Below are 16,482 nucleotides of genomic sequence, written 5' to 3'. Positions count from 1 at the left end.
TTCTCCTATTTAAAATAATTTTTTGCTACATTTAAATCATTATTAATGTTTTTAATTAACTCTTGAATATTATCAAATTTTTGATTATCTCTAATGAATTTTAATATTTCAACTTTTATGAATTTACCATATATATTTTTATTGAAATCAAATATGTATGTTTCTACAAAATTATGTAAAGCTTCCAGTGATTTTGGTATTCCAATAAAACTTATACTTTTATATTCTTTGCCGTCTATAAAAGTTCTAGATACATAACTTCCATGTCTAATAATTATGTTTTTATTTTCTATAATGTTAGCTGTTGGAAAAAAGTTTTTTCTTGCTATACCTTTTCCCTTTACTACAATACCTGAATAATAAAAATTTTGAGTCATTAAACTATTTGCTTGTTCAATATCTCCAGTTTCTATTAAATTCAAAATTTTAGATGTTGAAATTGAATTATCATTTTCAACTATTGTTACATTAAAATGTTGTTTTAGTGTATTAACATCACCAGATTTATTTTTTCCAAATTTGTAATCACTACCAACATATATTTTTTGTATTACTAAATATTTTAGCAAATATTTATTAATAAAAGTTTGTGCATCACAATTATCATTAAAAATGTTATAAATAAAAATATATTTTGGAGAAAATTTTTTTAAATTTTCTATTCTCTCTTCAATGTTATAAAGATTAAATTTTTTAGAGGGATTATCTTGAAAAATTAAAAATGAAAAATTAGATAAGTCTTGAAATAATTTAATATGCCCATTATGAACAATGTTAAAGTGACCTATTACTAAATTTTCTACCATTATTTTTTCTTTTAAATTGTTTAAATTTATAACTTTCATATATTATCCATAAATGATACTTTATTTTGCATTGTTTATATTTTATTAAAAAAGAAAAAATATTTTAATTATTTTATATTTGACTATAATAAATTTGTTTTAAAATTATTATCATAAATAATAATCATTTTATTGGAATATCAATTAATATTTATTAAAACTTTAATGAGGATACTATGAAAGAGAATGTTTCTTTATCAAACAAAAAAGATAATTTAATAGAGAATAGTGTTAACAAAAATGCGGCTATTAAATCAGAAATGAAAAGAATTTATGACTTTAGCCATGCATCAACATTCTTATTAATTGTAGAAATTTTTGTTTTAGCATTTTTACTAATTTATATAATAACTGCTAAGATGAACAATTTAACTACTAATTATGAAAAAACTATTAAAATTGTCTTGCAAATTATTGCAGGTATTGAGAGTGTAAGAATTTTATTTTTGATAATCTTATTGATTTTAATTTTTATTTGTAAAAATAAATTAGTAAAAAATAATTTAATTGTTTTAGCCATTTTATCTTTAATACCAGCAATATCTTTTATTACTTTTATTGTTCTTAAAATTAGAATAAAGAAAATGTATTTAAAGTCACTAGATTTATAATTTGCAACATATATTTTAATTTTGAATTATTATAAAATTATTTGTAGTAATTTATAATAAAATATATGTTTTTTCATAAATAAATAATAAAATAAATTATTATGGAAAACAAAGCAATAGAATTTTTTATAGAACATACAAAATATAAAAAAGAAGATATTTTACATTTGAAGCAAATACATCATGGTTTTACAAATTTATCATATCTTTTAGTAACAACTGATAATAAAAAATATCAAGTTAGATTTGGCGGATCAAATGATGTTGTTAGTAGAAAAAATGAATATGCTATTTTAAAAGCAATTAAAGAAGAGAATTATTTGTATATTGATGAAGAAGGAAATGCAATTAAAAAATGAATAGAAGGAAAACCTCCTGTTTTTTTCTGAAATAAAAAGAAAAAATTAAAATTATTGGTTGAACAAATAATTAAAATGCATAGTATTAAATTTAATGATTCTAATTTGATTAAACATGATTATTTATTTTTTTTTAATAAAGCTATTTTTCAAAATAATCTTGATAAAGAACTTTATTTAAAATTAATAGATAAATATAAGAATTTAGAGTTGATATTATCACACAATGATTTAAATCCTAAAAATATGATTTATGATTCAAAAAAGTCTAAGATGTATTTAATAGATTTTGAATGAGGAAGAATAAATAATAAATATTGAGATATAGCAAATTTTTACAGAGAAACTAATTTAAGTACAAAATGATTAAAATATATGGTTGATTTATATAAGGGATTAGATTTTCAAACAATGTGTGAATTTGTTTACATAACAACAAATTTTGCTTATCAATGAACCTTTGGAATGAAAGAAACTAAAAAAATTCTTAATTATAGAAAATATGTTAGTCATAAAATGAACAAATATAGAAAATTTGTAGAATAATTTTTTATAATAATATGCATTATGGAATTTTGAAAAAATTTATACAATGAATTATTGAAGAGAGAAAAAAATAATCATCCATTAGATCTAAAATCTTGCGTTTATATTTGTGAATTAATTAACAAATATAAAATAAAAAATATTTTAGAAATTGGAACAGGATTAGGATTTAGTAGTTATTTTTTTGCCAAGAATTCTTTTGTAGAAGAAATTGATACAATTGAAAAAAATAAAGAATATTTTTCATATGCACAAGAACTAGATGACACACATAAAATTAATTATATTAATTTAGATTTATTTGAATATAGAACAGATAAAAAATATGATCTTATTTTTATAGATGGCCCAAAGCGAAATCAAGATAAAATTTTAGAACATGTGAGTGAATTCTTATCTAATAGTGGTTTAATAGTAATTGATAATATTTTTTTAAATAGAGTTAAAGAAAAGAATAATAAACAATCAAAAAAAATTTTATTGCATCATGATAGATTTTTGAAATATTTAAATAATAATAGTATGTTTGATGTTAAATACATAGATATAGATGATGGATTAGCAATATTAAAAAGGAAAAATATGAAAATAGCAGTAACATGTTGTAATTTAGAATTAGGAATAAATTTAGCTATAAAAAAAATTGATAATATAATAGTTGGTTTAAGAGATTTTTCTTGTAGATTTAATAATTATTTTGACTTTGAAGAAATTGAACAACTTATTGAAAGCAAACAAGAATCAAAAATAACAGTTTGTATTAATGACATTTTTTTTGAAGAAAGTATTCCAAAACTAGAAAATGCAATTAAAAGACTTGTTGCATTAAAAGTTGATTGTATAATGTTCCATGATTTTGCAGTAGCACAAATTGTCAAAGAAAATAATTTTGATATTGAATTGCATTATAATCCTGAGACATTAGTTACAAGTTATGGTCAATTTGAATTTTATTTAAAAAATAATATTAAAAATGTTTCTATAGCAAGTGAATTAACAATGAGTGAATTAAAAAAAATACATGAAAACAAACAAAACATGACAACTTATATTAAAGCATATGGCCTTGGTTTTGTGATGCATTCAAGATGACCTATGGTTTCAAACTTTAGAGAGCACATTTCATCTGAAACTAATATATATAGTAAAAAGTTTAATAACATTGAATATCTGTTAATTAAAGAAGACTTAAGAGTTATGCCAAATATTTTATATGAAGATAAATATGGCACACATATGTTAACAGGATATTATATTTGTGGAATTAAAAAGATTAATGAGTTTAAGACTATGAATGTAGATTATTTATTAATTGATGCATTTTTTATTCATGACATTGAACTATACACAATAATTGATAAATTTGTTAATGCTAATAAAAATAATTTGTCTAATGAAGAATTGGAAAATTATTTTAATGAGATTGAAAAAAACGCTGAACATAAAATTTCTGAAGGTTTTTTTGGAAGTATACAAGATAGATTACATATGTTAAAAGAGGAAAAAAATGAGTAATAAATTTGAATTATTAATGCCAGCTGGCAATATTGAAAAGGGAATATATGCTTTTGAATATGGAGCTGATGCTATTTATATTGGACCAAAAGCATATTCATTACGGGCACGAAGTTCAAATTTTGATATTGATGAAATTAAACAAATTGTTGAATATGCACATAGTATCAATAAAAAGGTTTATGTTGTATTGAATATTATCTGTCATAATGCTCATTTAAGTGGATTTGAATATTTTTTCAAACAAATAAATGAAATCGGTGTAGATGCTGCAATAGTTGCAGATCCTTTTATTTTTAATAAAATTAAAGAAATAAATCCTAATTTTGATTTACATATATCCACTCAGCAATCTATTTGTAATTCAAAAGCGGCTATGTTTTGAAAGAACAATGGTGCAACTAGAATTGTTTTAGGAAGAGAAACTTCTTGTGTTGAACTAAAAATGTTATTAGAATCAATTAAAAATGAAATTGAAATTGAATACTTTATTCATGGTGCTGTTTGTATTTCATACTCTGGTAGATGTATGATGTCCAATAATTTTTCATCAAGAGATGCTAATGTTGGAGGATGTGCTCAATCATGTAGATGAAATTATAATATTTTAGATTTTGACACAAACAATAAATATTTTACAATGTCAGCAAAAGACATGTCACTATTTGATGATATGAAAGAACTTATGAAATTAAATGTAGCATCTTTTAAAGTTGAAGGAAGAATGAAATCACTTCATTATGTTTCTACTATTGCAGCTTGCTATAAAAAATTAATTGATAATATTTCAAATAATAAATTTTATGATCATATATATTTAAAAGAGCAACTTTTAAAAGCAGAAAATCGTTTAACAGATAATGCATGATTTGATAAAAATCCAAATGAGAATAAGATGCTATATCATGAAGAAGAAAGAGATTTGAATCAAATTTTTGCTTTTACATTTATTGAAAAAATTGATGATTATCATTATAAAATTTTATCTAAAAATTATATTACTATAAATGATCAATTTGAACTATTGATGCCAAATATGAAAAATGTAATTTTTAGTTTAAATCAAATTAAAAATAAAAATAATGAATTAGTTAATATTATAAACACTCCAATGGAACATTTTGTTATAAAAACAAATATATTATTACCTGAATGAAAAAATAAAATTGTAAGAAAAATATAGAAATATTATAAACAAAAAAGAGTGCATAAACTGCACTCTTTTGTTTTTAATAATTTTAAATGGTGGTTTCAGACAGAATTGAACTGTCGACACACGGATTTTCAGTCCGTTGCTCTACCGACTGAGCTATGAAACCATATAATGGCGGTCCTGACGGGAGTCAAACCCGCGATCTCCTCTGTGACAGAGAGGCATGTTAATCACTACACCACAGAACCATTGGTTGCGGGAGTGGGACTCGAACCCACGACCTCCAGATTATGAGCCTGACGAGCTACCAACTGCTCTATCCCGCGACAATTTAATTTTAATATGGCGGATGATGAGGGATTCGAACCCCCGCGCACCTTTCAGCACCTTTCGGTTTTCAAGACCGATCCCTTCAACCAGGCTTGGGTAATCATCCATAAGAAATATTGTAACATATATTATAGTTACAATACACATAATTATAATTTGATTTAAAATTGGTGGAGCTAACAGGACTTGAACCTGTAACCTACCGATTATGAGTCGGGGGCTCTAACCAGTTGAGCTATAGCTCCATATTAATGGTGGCAAGAGTGGGACTCGAACCCACGACACCCCGGGTATGAGCCGAGTTCTCTAACCAACTGAGATATCTTGCCATAATATGGTCGGGAAGACAGGATTTGAACCTGCGACCCCTTGGTCCCAAACCAAGTGCTCTACCAAGCTAAGCTACTTCCCGAAATGTATTATTATAAAAAAAGAATGCACTCACTTATTTTATAATAATTTTAAATTTTTTTAAATCTTTTAAAATTGGCGCACCCTATAGGAGTTGAACCCATAACCTTCTGGTCCGTAGCCAGACGCTCTATCCAATTGAGCTAAGGGTGCATATGGAGGTGCCTGTCAGATTCGAACTGACGATAAGGAGGTTGCAGCTCCTGGCCTTAACCAGCTTGGCGAAGGCACCAATATTCTTTTTTAACTATATAATTATATAACAAAGTTAAAGTATTTATAATCTTTATAAAAGAGATAGATTAAAATTATTATCTTTTAGGAGTAAATTTATGAGTTTATTTGGCACAAAAATGTTATTTTTATGAAAGAAAAATGAGTTATATGGTTTTATTGATAGAAATAGAAAAGAAATCATTCCATGCATTCATGAATCTGTTAGTAAAATGATAAACAATTGTGTTTGACTCTTTAAAAAAGGTTTTTGAGTATTTAGTGATGATGAAAATAATATTATTATTGATAAAAAAATTAATGAATTAATAGACTATGATGGAAATTTATCTATTGTTAGAATAAAAAAAGATTATTTTATTATTGACCATGAATTAAGTAATAAATTTACTAAATTGAAAGAAAAAATTAACCCTATTTCAATTTGTGAAAATAATTTTATACTATCTAAAAAAAATAATAAATTTGGTTACCTAAATAATAATGGAAATATATTAATAGATTTTTTATTTGACCAAGCTAATCAATTTGTTAGTGAATATGCCAGTGTTAAAATAAAGAACAAATGAGGAGTAATAAATATAAAAGGAAATTTTGTTGTTGCTCCAAAATATGATTATATTAGTTATGACTGTACTGGTTATATAAAAGTAATTTTAGATAATAAAAAATATTTTATTGATAAAAATGAGAATATTTATTTAGAAAATTTATTTAATAAATATTATTTTCATAATTTTAGTGAGCTCTTGGTTGGTTTTGAATATAAGAATAAAAAAGGTTTTATGAATCAATTTTTTGAAATTGAAATATTAAAAAAATTTGATGAAATTTCAGAATTTAAAAATGATTATTGCATTATTAAATATAAAGGGAAATATGGTGTTATTAATAAAAAATTTAAATGAGTTTTGAAGCCAATTTATAAAAAAATAATAGAGTTTGATGGATTTAGTTTTTTTGTTATTAATAATAAAGATGAATATGATCATATTGGAGTAAATGGAAATTCTATATTAAATTAAAAAACGATAAATAAGAATCTATTTATCGTCTATTTTTATTTGAAAAAAATCTATAGAATTTTTTAATAATATTTTTCTAACCTCTTCTTCATCAATTGATTTTATTTTTGCAATTTCTTTTACAACATATTGAACATAATGAGGTTTATTAATTTGGCCTCTAAAAGGAACAGGTGTTAGAAATGGACAATCCGTTTCAGCAACCATTTTTTCTAATGGTATTTCTTTAACAGCTTCATGTAGATTTTTAGCATTTTTAAATGTCACAATACCTGGTATTGATAAAATATAATTTCTTTCTAAAAATTTTTTTGCAGATTCTAAATTAGAACTAAAACAATGAATCATAACTTTTTGTAATTTATAATCTTTTAATATTTTTAATAAATCTTCATCTGCATCTCTATTATGAATATTAATTGGAAGGTTATATTTCACTGCTAAATCAAGTTGCTTTCTAAATAGTTCTTGCTGAAATTCCTTATCTATTTCACTCCCTTTGTAAATTGTGTAATAGTCTAAACCAATTTCTCCTAAACAAATAATTATATTTTTGTTTTTAATTATTAAATCTTCAAGTTCTTTAATTGTTTCATTAACTTTACCTTTGTATTTTCACCCATCTGTTGGATGAATTCCAACACAAGCATAAATGATATTTTTATATTTTTGTGCTAATTCAATTGATGATTTTGAAGTTTCAATATCAACTGCAATACAATTGATAATTATTTTTTCTTTTTTTAATTCTTCAATAATTGACTCAACATCAATATTAAACTCTTCGATATTTAAATGTGCATGAGTGTCATAATATTTTATATTGTTCATATTTTATTTTCCTAAACAAAAATTCTTAAATAGGTCATCTAATATATCAAAATCTGAAGATTCTCCTAGGAATATTGCAAAATTTTTATATGCTTTTGTTATATCATGTAAAAGTACATCTAGTGGAATTTTATCTTTTGCAAATGATATGGATGTTGATAGAATTTCTTTTATATTTTTAATTTGATTAAGCTCATTATTTGATGCAATATACTGATTTTTATTTAAAACTGATAAATCTACTTTAAATGTTTGCTTCAAGTATTTTAATAAACTTTCAATATTATTTTTCTTAGCAGATATTTCTATGGTATTAGTAAGTTCTTTATTTTTATCATTTTTTAAATCAATTTTATTTTTAACAATAACATATTTTTTATTTTTTATTTTTTTAATAATATCTTGTTCTTGAGAGCTAATTTTTTTTGTAGAATCAATTAAAAAAATTATAAAGTCAGCATCTTTAATAGTATTTAAAGATTTTTGAACTCCAATTTTTTCAATTTTATTTTTTGATTCTCTTATACCTGCTGTATCTATGAAGTTATAAAGAATGTCATCAATAATTATTGAGTCATTTACAATATCTCTTGTTGTTCCAGCAATATTTGATACAATGGCTTTATCTTTTTTTAGAAGAGAATTTAGCAATGATGATTTCCCAACATTTGGTTTTCCTATAATTGCTACATTTATTCCATTATAAATGTGTTTTACAGACTCATAATTATTAATTATTTGATTTAACATAACTACTATATCTTCAAGATATTTTATATATGAATTATGATTAATAACCTCTACATCATCATATTCAGGATAATCAATATTTACTTCTATTTTTCCTATTACATTGAATAACTTGTTTTTAATTTCAAATAATTTATTAGAAGTTGAACTAGTTAAGTTATTTATAGCTAATTTTGTTAATGATTCAGTTTTTGCATTGATTAAATTATTAATAGAATTTGCTTGCATCAAACTTAATTTATTATTTAAAAATGCTCTTTTAGTGAATTCACCAGGTTCTGCAAGTCTTGCTCCATTTTTTAATAAAAGATTAATAATTTTATCAATTATTATTGGTCCACCATGACAATTAATTTCAATGATATCATCTCCTGTAAATGATCTTGGAGAAACAAATTTCACAAAAATTGCTTCATCAATAATGTTTTTTTTGTCATAAATAAATAATTTTTGTACTGAATATCCTTTTTTAATAAGTTTATTATCAACAATTTTATTAACTACTTCATATGCCTGATCTCCATTTATTCTAATGATTGCAATTGCACTAGATAAATATGGAGTTGCAAGAGCTACAAAAGTATTGCTCATATTTGCTCCTTTATGGTTTAAAAAATTATGTTTAATAATTCATTGAAAATAAGAGTTTTATTAATGTTAAATTTACATGTAGAAATTAAACTAAATATTTTTTCTTTAATGTTATTTTCTCTCTTATAAGATATTAAATTAATTAAATTAATTATGTTGTTATAATCTAATTTTTTAAATTCTGTTAATATCTCTTTTTGTAGAGGATAATTGTTCATTGAATTGTTTATTTTTTTTGACATTTCCAATAGATTTAAGAATTCTCCATTTTTGAAATTATCAATCATTTCATTATAATTAAAATAGACATTTATTAAATCATCATGATATATTTGATCAATTTTTTCTTCATTTAATTTTTTTATTACAGAATCTATATTTGGTAATATTTTAAAAACTTCACATCTGCTTGTTATAGTCTGAATAACTTGTTGATTATTTCTTGCAACAAAAATATAGTATGTATTTTTTGATGGATTTTCAATTGCTTTTAGAAGCGAATTTACTACAAATTTATTTGCTTGTTCAATTCCATATATTATTAAAAATTTATTTCCCTTTGATTCTAATGAAGTTGTTGATAATGAATTGATAATTTCAACAATCTCTTCCTTAATTATCCCTAAATTATTGTATTTATTAACAATATGCATATCATAATAGGAATTTGAATTAATTTTTTTACAATCTATACAATTATTGCAAAAACCTTCTTTATTAAAAGAACAATTTAAAGATTTAATAAATCCATAAATTACTTCATCAACATCACTATATCTATTTTCAACTAATAAGATTGGAGATGGTTTATTGTTAATCAATATTTCTAAAATTTTATCATTCATATTTTGCCTATAGTATTTCTTTAGTTAAGTGATTTATAATGTCTTCAAGAATTTTATTTGGTTCTTTATTACCATCAATAATAATAATTTTTGATTCTTTTATTGCTTTTAATGATTTTTTATAAGAGTTGTTAATTTTTGTTATTTCATCAATAGTAGTTAAATCTAATCTATCAATTTTATCTTTTCTTTTTGATAATCGTTCAAGTGAGACATTAACTGGAACATCAATAAAGAAAACTATATCTGGATAACATTTGTTAATCCCAAAATTATTTATAAATAGAACATCTTTTATTCCTAACTCTTTATATATACCTTGAAAAGCCAAAGATGAGTGTAAAAAACGATCAGAAATAACAATATTATCATTTTGTATTGCTGGCAATATTATTCTATTTACATGCTCTGATCTTGAAGCGGCAAATAATAATGCTTCAGTTCTTATATCCATATCATCATTTGATAGCATTAATCTTATTTTTTCACCAATGTCTGTTCCACCAGGTTCTCGTGTGAATATAAATTTATTTTTTAAAAAATCTGTTGATTCTTCTAAATATTTTTTTAGTAAATTTAGAATTGTTGTTTTTCCAGATCCATCTGCACCTTCAAAAGAAATAAATCTAATCTTTCTTTTCATCATTATTCCCTTAAGTTAGTTAATGTTAATAATTATAAATAATTTTTCAGAATTATAATATATTAATAATATTCTTCTAATATGAATATTGGAGTATTAATATATGAAAAAATTTACACTATTAAATAATTTTTTAACAACTGATACAAGAGATGGTGCAATTAGGATAAATAATTCATTAAAAATTACAAGACCAATTTTTAATTTAACAACATCTTCTAGTTATAATGAATTTATTCATTTCAATAATTCAGAGCCATTATATTTAAAACAAGATAAAAGTATTTCCGATGAATTAAGTAAGGAAATTAATAACTCATCAGATATTTTTACTGAATTAAGCTCTATTTTAGAAAAATATGAAATATTCTTTAGCAAAACTAAAATTGAAACTTTGCTTAAAACAAATGATACTAAAAAAATTATTGATACTGTTTTAAAAGAATATAACAATAGTTTTAAACAAATCAAAGTTTTATCTGTAGAAGCAAAAAAAAGAAAAATGGAAGAAGGAATTTGATCATTATATTTATGTCATTTTTTTGTTAAAGGCAAATTAAATGATGGTAACTATATTAAAGCTCCATTAGTTTTATTTCCAGTTGATGTAAAACTTAATGAAGGTAAAATTTCTTTGTATAAATTAGATGAACCTATTTATAATGAAAAACTTAATTTAGCATTAGAAGAAAATTATGCTATCAAATTGAATGAAACATTTGAAGAAAATTTGTATACAAATGGTTCATTACCAATTAATAAAATACTTTCAATTTATAAAGAAAGTCTTTCTTCAATAAATGTTGATTTTGATGTAGATCATGATTTAGAAAAATTTGTATATGATGCAAGTGACATGAATGATGTAAAAGGATTGCAAATTGATTATTCTTCATGTATTTCTCTACTAGATCCAACAGGTGGAAAATTAAAAAAAGATTTATTAGAGATTCTTGAAAAAAAAGAAAATCCTTTTCAAACTTATTCAATAATGAAAACAAATGATGAAATTATTAATAATGTTGTTGAAAATGATTTTATTTTAGAAATGAATGGAACTCTAAATCTATATCAAAAATATGCAGTAGCATCCTCTTTGCAGGATAATTGTATTATTTATGGTCCGCCTGGAACTGGTAAATCTGAAGTTATTTCAAATATAGTTTTAAATATATTGTACAATAACAAATCAGCATTAATTGTTTCAGAAAAAAAAGCAGCTCTTGATGTTTTACATAAAAGACTAAAAGCATTGTCTCAAATTTGTCTTTGCACTTATGATATGTATGATTCAACTACTTTTTATAAAAAAATATTAGATTTTCAAAATTTATTAACAAAAACATTTCAAGAATTCAAAATTGAAAATTGAGAGAAAAAATATCAAGAATTAAAAGATAATTTTTCTTATTTAAATAAGATAGGTGAAATGAAAATACATAATAAAGATTATTCTATGATTGCTATAATTTTGCAGTCTAGTCCTTTAATTTATGACTCTAAAACTAAAGATATAATTGATGCATATGATGACATAATAACTAATAAAAAAATAACTATTGAAGATGGATATAATTTATTTTTAAAACTTAAAGAATTTGCTACTAGCAATAGAGAAATATTAAGTCTATTTCTAGAAAATCATTTTGAAGATTTTTATCTTGATGATTTAAATAAAATTGTTGAGAAATTTGGAAAAAGTAAAGACAAAGAATATTTAATGTGAAATTATGTAGTGAAACAAAAAGTTGGAGATAAAACAATTTTTTCGCTAAATAAAAACCATGAAAAATTAAGAGTTTCTCCTGATAGAATATATGATTTTATTTTGGGTCTTAAATCATTTAATATTCATAAATTAAATGCTTTTGCTTTTGGAAAATCTAGTGCATTTGATATTTCTGAAGATAATTTTATTGCAAGTATTGTTCAAAAACAAATAGCATCAAAATTAGAAAAAAATAAATTCATTTCTCTTCAAGAAGATTTTTTAAAATATATTGATTATAAAATATCTATTTCAAATTCTAATGATGAAAAAGTTCTAAATATTTATATTAAAAAATTCAAGGAAATATATAACCAATTATCACAACCAGAAAAAGAAGAAATTGATAATCTTTTTGCTGAGGCAAAAATGAATAGAAAACCAAATATAAATGTGTATGCTTCTAAATATTTTTCTAAATTAAAATTAATTTTTCCTATTTGATTAATTAATCCTACAAGAAGTGCAATAATTATTCCCAATAAAAAAGGTATATTTGATTATGGTATATTTGATGAAGCTAGTCAAATATTTTTAGAAAGAGGTTTTCCAATTGTATATAGATCAAAATTTAATATAATTGCAGGCGATGACAAGCAATTAAAACCTACTGATTTTTTTAAAGCAAGATATGAAAGCGATGAAAATAGTTCTTTGGATGATGCTGAATCGCTATTAGAAAGAGCTAAGTTATGTAATTGACCTACTTATTATCTTAAAAACCATTATCGTTGTGAATCATCTCAACTTATTGAATTTTCTTCTACTAATTTTTATGATAACAATTTGGAATTTATTACAAAAAATGGCAGTTTTACAAAATCACTTGTAACAGTTGATGTTGATGGAAAATGAGAGAATGAAACAAATATTACTGAAGTAAATAAAGTAATAGAATTACTAAAGGAAAATGTTGATAATTTTAAAACAATAATGGTTATAACTTTAAATAAAAAGCAACTTGAATTACTTGAAAAAACTTTTATTAAAGAATTTGCATCTAATCAAGAAATGATAAATAAATATGATAGTTATCAAATTTCATTTAAAAATATTGAAAATGTTCAAGGACATGAATCAGATCTTGTTATTTTATCAATAGGATATGGTTTTAATAATGATAATAAATTATTAAACTCTTTTGGTCCAATAACACAAAAAGATGGTAGTAATAGACTTAATGTTGCAATAACAAGAGCAAAAGAAAAATTAATTGTTATAAAAAGTTTTAAAGCAAGTGATATGAAAATAAATACAGAAAATAAAGATGCTTATATATTTTATAAATATATTGTGTATGTTGAAAAAATGCAGGATAAAAAAATATTTGAATCAAATGACAGAGAAGATAGAATCAAATTATTTGAGAAAGAAGCATTGGATTATATACTTGCAAATATTAAAGGACAATATAAAATATCAAAAAACTTAAATTTTGGTAGTTGTAAAATAGATTGTGCTATTTTTGATAATGATTTAAATAAGATGTTATTGGGTATTAATTTTAATAGAACATACAAAGTCAATGATTGAAAAACAACATTAGAAAATTTATATAGAAATAAATTCATTTCAGATAGAGGATATAACCTAATTGAGATTGATGAAATAGAATGATATTTCAAAAAAAACATTATAATTAATTTAATTAATGATAAGATAAGCGGATTAAAAGGTTAATTATGTTTCAAAGAGATAAACTTAAATATTTTGACAAATTCTTAGAAGATAAAAAGATATCAAATTTAAATAAAACAATTAAATTGTGTGGATATAAAAAACATAAAATGAAATCTCTTTATTCTGTTAATAATGCATTTGGTGTAAAAACACAAGCTGATTTAACAAAGATAAAAGAAATTGTATTAAGTTTTACTAAAAAAATAGACAAATTAGTTTATGACTCAGAAAAATTTAATGATGCTGTAAACACATATATAGTTTATTGCAATTCACAAATAGTTTTGAGTGGTGATAAATTATCTTCATATATAAAATATATTCAAGAAAATTTAGTTAACTTTAAAAATTGTAATATTGCAATATTTATATATAACAACTCTATTTATGCTATAAATGAAAAAGTTTTTAATGGTGTAAGTACATTTGTTGAATCATTCAAATGATCAAGAAAATTGTAATAACATTTATAGTAAAATTGAGGTAATTTATATTTACTGATTCAGATAAAATAGAGGTAGTTATTATGAATGCATTATTTGAATTATAAAAATTAAATGAATTTAATAGTTTAAATAACAATAATAAATCTATTGACTGTAAAATTGTACTTTTCGCATGAAAATGTAGTTTGCATAAAATGCAAAATATTAACTCGAAAATAAAATAGAACATATAGTGAAATATATCTTATTTTTTAATTGTTTAATTATATTTTTATAATACAAGAAGTAATAAAATGGAAAAAAAGAAAATGAATGTAATTATTAATCATGATGGAAAGAATTTAAATCTTTCAGTTCATGATAATGATTCAAACATTGAATTGTCAATTAGTGACAAAACACTTGAAGCTCTTGAAGCATTAGATAAAAAATTTGATAAATAATACAGAAAAATATAAGATTATTAGAAATGCTATTATTTTAAATTAAAAAATGAAGTGTAATACATATAGTAAAATCTATATACACTTCATTTTTTTTATAAAATATGTTTTTACATTCATTCTGAAAAAGGATTTTGACCTTTTTTAATTACTTTTCCAACTTCTTCCATTCTTGCTTTAGATTTTTCTCACTCATTTAGCAACTTATTTAAATCATCCATTTTCTTTCCAGAACCTTTTGTAATTCTAATTTTTCTATTATTATTTTTTTTAATAATAGCTGGATTTCTTCTTTCTTTTACTGTCATTGAAGATAATAACACTTTTCAAGTTTTCATTTTTTCTTCAATCTCATTAAGTTTATTTTCTGTTATCTTTGGAGCACCAGGAAGCATTTGCATAATACTTCCAATTGAACCCATTTTAGTTAATTGTTCCATTTGATTCATTAAATCTTCAAGGTCCATATTTCCTGATAACATTTTTTGAAAAGATCTTTTTACAACTTTTTCATCTAGATTTTCAGCTGCTTGTTCAGCAAGTGTCATCATGTCACCATAACCTAATATTTTATCTGCAACTCTATCAGGGTGAAAAATATCTAATGATCCAATTTTTTCTCCGACACCTGTAAATTTAATTGGTACATTTAATATACTTCTTAATGATAGTGCAGCTCCTGCACGAGCATCAGAATCTAATTTTGTAATAATAAATCCTGTTAGTTTTAATTTATCATTAAATTCTTGAGCAACATTAATAATATCTTGACCTGCCATTGCATCGACAACTAATAAAATTTCATCTGGAGAAAAATTCTTTTTAATATTTACTAATTCATCCATTAATTCTTTATTTGTTTGTAAACGTCCAGCTGTATCAACAATTATTGCATCATTCCCATTTTTTCTTGCTATTTCTATTGATTCTTTTGATGTCTTAACAGGATTTTGTTTTTGCTTATCATAAAAGTCTACATTAATTTCATTTGATAGTGTTTTTAATTGATCAATTGCTGCAGGTCTATAAATATCAGCAGCAACTAAAAGAGGTTTTTTAGAATGTTTTGTTTTTAAAAAATATGCTATTTTAGCTGCAGTTGTTGTTTTCCCTGACCCTTGTAATCCAACCATCATAATTTTTAATGGGTTTTTCTTGTAATCAATACTTGCAGTTTTTTCTCCAAGTATTTTTAATAATTCTTCCTTAACAATTACAAGCAGAACTTGATCTGCATCTTTACCTGGATCAACAATTGTGCCCACTGCACTTTCTTTTATATTTTTTAATAATGTTTTTGTCACAGTTAAATTAACATCTGCATCTAATAATGAAATTCTTATTTGTTTTAGTACATCAATAAGATCCTCTTCTTTAATTGTTGAATTTTCAAGTTTCTTTTTCATTGATTTTGAAACTATAGATGCTATCATTGATTGAAACATAATTCCTCCTT

The 16,482-nt window shown here is 22.8% G+C and carries 14 protein-coding genes and 9 tRNA genes; 8 read left to right on the top strand and 15 right to left on the bottom strand.

Features of this window, described 5'->3' with window-relative positions:
- Positions 1–5: 5 nt before the first annotated feature.
- Positions 6–845 carry a riboflavin biosynthesis protein RibF gene (ribF, locus tag ACLFO7_RS03110; protein ID WP_412032053.1) on the bottom strand — a complete coding sequence of 280 codons (840 nt, stop codon included), beginning with the start codon at positions 843–845 and terminating at the stop codon, positions 6–8.
- 176 nt (positions 846–1,021) lie between these two features.
- Between ribF and ACLFO7_RS03105 the strand changes: the two genes are divergently transcribed.
- The 4 genes from ACLFO7_RS03105 (at position 1,022) to ACLFO7_RS03090 (ending at position 5,059) form a co-directional block, all read left to right on the top strand.
- Complete coding sequence (locus ACLFO7_RS03105) at positions 1,022–1,456, top strand: hypothetical protein (RefSeq protein ID WP_412032052.1); 435 nt, start codon at positions 1,022–1,024, stop codon at positions 1,454–1,456.
- Between the two features lie 101 nt (positions 1,457–1,557).
- A complete protein-coding gene (locus tag ACLFO7_RS03100) occupies positions 1,558–2,361 on the top strand; it encodes a choline kinase (RefSeq protein WP_412032051.1) in 804 nt (267 codons plus the stop codon).
- Between the two features lie 21 nt (positions 2,362–2,382).
- Positions 2,383–3,876, top strand: a complete 1,494-nt coding sequence (locus ACLFO7_RS03095; RefSeq protein ID WP_412032050.1) for a U32 family peptidase — start codon at positions 2,383–2,385, stop codon at positions 3,874–3,876.
- Positions 3,869–5,059: a peptidase U32 family protein gene (locus ACLFO7_RS03090; protein WP_412032049.1), complete on the top strand. Its 1,191-nt coding sequence runs from the start codon at positions 3,869–3,871 to the stop codon at positions 5,057–5,059. The genes ACLFO7_RS03095 and ACLFO7_RS03090 overlap by 8 nt, the downstream gene beginning before the upstream one ends.
- 60 nt (positions 5,060–5,119) lie before the next feature.
- Here the strand turns inward: ACLFO7_RS03090 and ACLFO7_RS03085 are convergent.
- The 9 genes from ACLFO7_RS03085 to ACLFO7_RS03045 form a co-directional block, all read right to left on the bottom strand.
- Positions 5,120–5,195 (bottom strand) — tRNA-Phe (locus ACLFO7_RS03085).
- Between the two features lie 6 nt (positions 5,196–5,201).
- Positions 5,202–5,277 (bottom strand) — tRNA-Asp (locus tag ACLFO7_RS03080).
- 2 nt (positions 5,278–5,279) lie between these two features.
- A tRNA-Met gene (locus ACLFO7_RS03075) sits at positions 5,280–5,355 on the bottom strand.
- Positions 5,356–5,372: 17 nt separating this feature from the next.
- A tRNA-Ser gene (locus tag ACLFO7_RS03070) sits at positions 5,373–5,465 on the bottom strand.
- Positions 5,466–5,527: 62 nt separating this feature from the next.
- Positions 5,528–5,604: transfer RNA gene (locus ACLFO7_RS03065), tRNA-Ile, on the bottom strand.
- Positions 5,605–5,611: 7 nt separating this feature from the next.
- Positions 5,612–5,688, bottom strand: a tRNA-Met gene (locus ACLFO7_RS03060).
- 6 nt (positions 5,689–5,694) lie between these two features.
- Positions 5,695–5,771 (bottom strand) — tRNA-Pro (locus ACLFO7_RS03055).
- Between the two features lie 75 nt (positions 5,772–5,846).
- Positions 5,847–5,923: transfer RNA gene (locus ACLFO7_RS03050), tRNA-Arg, on the bottom strand.
- A 3-nt stretch (positions 5,924–5,926) separates the two neighbouring features.
- Positions 5,927–6,002 (bottom strand) — tRNA-Cys (locus ACLFO7_RS03045).
- A gap of 100 nt (positions 6,003–6,102) precedes the next feature.
- On the opposite strand from ACLFO7_RS03045, the gene ACLFO7_RS03040 reads away from it, so the two are divergent.
- The gene (locus tag ACLFO7_RS03040) at positions 6,103–7,029 is read left to right on the top strand and encodes a WG repeat-containing protein (protein WP_412032048.1); all 927 of its coding nucleotides are present in this window, start codon (positions 6,103–6,105) and stop codon (positions 7,027–7,029) included.
- A gap of 18 nt (positions 7,030–7,047) precedes the next feature.
- On the opposite strand, the gene ACLFO7_RS03035 is transcribed toward ACLFO7_RS03040, so the two are convergent.
- The 4 genes from ACLFO7_RS03035 to tmk are packed head-to-tail and all read right to left on the bottom strand — an operon-like array spanning position 7,048 to position 10,689.
- Positions 7,048–7,860 (bottom strand): TatD family hydrolase, encoded by an 813-nt coding sequence (locus tag ACLFO7_RS03035; protein ID WP_412032047.1) that lies wholly within the window; start codon positions 7,858–7,860, stop codon positions 7,048–7,050.
- A 3-nt stretch (positions 7,861–7,863) separates the two neighbouring features.
- Positions 7,864–9,201 (bottom strand): tRNA uridine-5-carboxymethylaminomethyl(34) synthesis GTPase MnmE, encoded by a 1,338-nt coding sequence (gene mnmE, locus ACLFO7_RS03030; RefSeq protein WP_412032046.1) that lies wholly within the window; start codon positions 9,199–9,201, stop codon positions 7,864–7,866.
- 17 nt (positions 9,202–9,218) lie between these two features.
- Positions 9,219–10,046: a hypothetical protein gene (locus ACLFO7_RS03025; protein WP_412032045.1), complete on the bottom strand. Its 828-nt coding sequence runs from the start codon at positions 10,044–10,046 to the stop codon at positions 9,219–9,221.
- A 7-nt stretch (positions 10,047–10,053) separates the two neighbouring features.
- Positions 10,054–10,689 carry a dTMP kinase gene (gene tmk / locus ACLFO7_RS03020; protein ID WP_412032044.1) on the bottom strand — a complete coding sequence of 212 codons (636 nt, stop codon included), beginning with the start codon at positions 10,687–10,689 and terminating at the stop codon, positions 10,054–10,056.
- Between the two features lie 103 nt (positions 10,690–10,792).
- On the opposite strand from tmk, the gene ACLFO7_RS03015 reads away from it, so the two are divergent.
- From ACLFO7_RS03015 to ACLFO7_RS03005, 3 genes are all read left to right on the top strand, one after another.
- Positions 10,793–14,137 (top strand): DEAD/DEAH box helicase, encoded by a 3,345-nt coding sequence (locus ACLFO7_RS03015; RefSeq protein WP_412032043.1) that lies wholly within the window; start codon positions 10,793–10,795, stop codon positions 14,135–14,137.
- Between the two features lie 2 nt (positions 14,138–14,139).
- Positions 14,140–14,598: a hypothetical protein gene (locus tag ACLFO7_RS03010; RefSeq protein ID WP_412032042.1), complete on the top strand. Its 459-nt coding sequence runs from the start codon at positions 14,140–14,142 to the stop codon at positions 14,596–14,598.
- A 278-nt stretch (positions 14,599–14,876) separates the two neighbouring features.
- On the top strand, positions 14,877–15,026 hold the full coding sequence (locus ACLFO7_RS03005; RefSeq protein WP_412032041.1) for a hypothetical protein: 150 nt from the start codon (positions 14,877–14,879) through the stop codon (positions 15,024–15,026).
- 110 nt (positions 15,027–15,136) lie between these two features.
- On the opposite strand, the gene ffh is transcribed toward ACLFO7_RS03005, so the two are convergent.
- Positions 15,137–16,471 (bottom strand): signal recognition particle protein, encoded by a 1,335-nt coding sequence (gene ffh, locus ACLFO7_RS03000; RefSeq protein ID WP_412032040.1) that lies wholly within the window; start codon positions 16,469–16,471, stop codon positions 15,137–15,139.
- Positions 16,472–16,482 lie beyond the last annotated feature (11 nt).

The sequence above is a fragment of the Malacoplasma muris genome, assembly GCF_046774425.1.
Lineage (GTDB): Bacteria > Bacillota_I > Bacilli_A > Mycoplasmatales > Mycoplasmoidaceae > Malacoplasma > Malacoplasma muris.
This window is presented reverse-complemented; position numbering and strand designations above follow the sequence as displayed.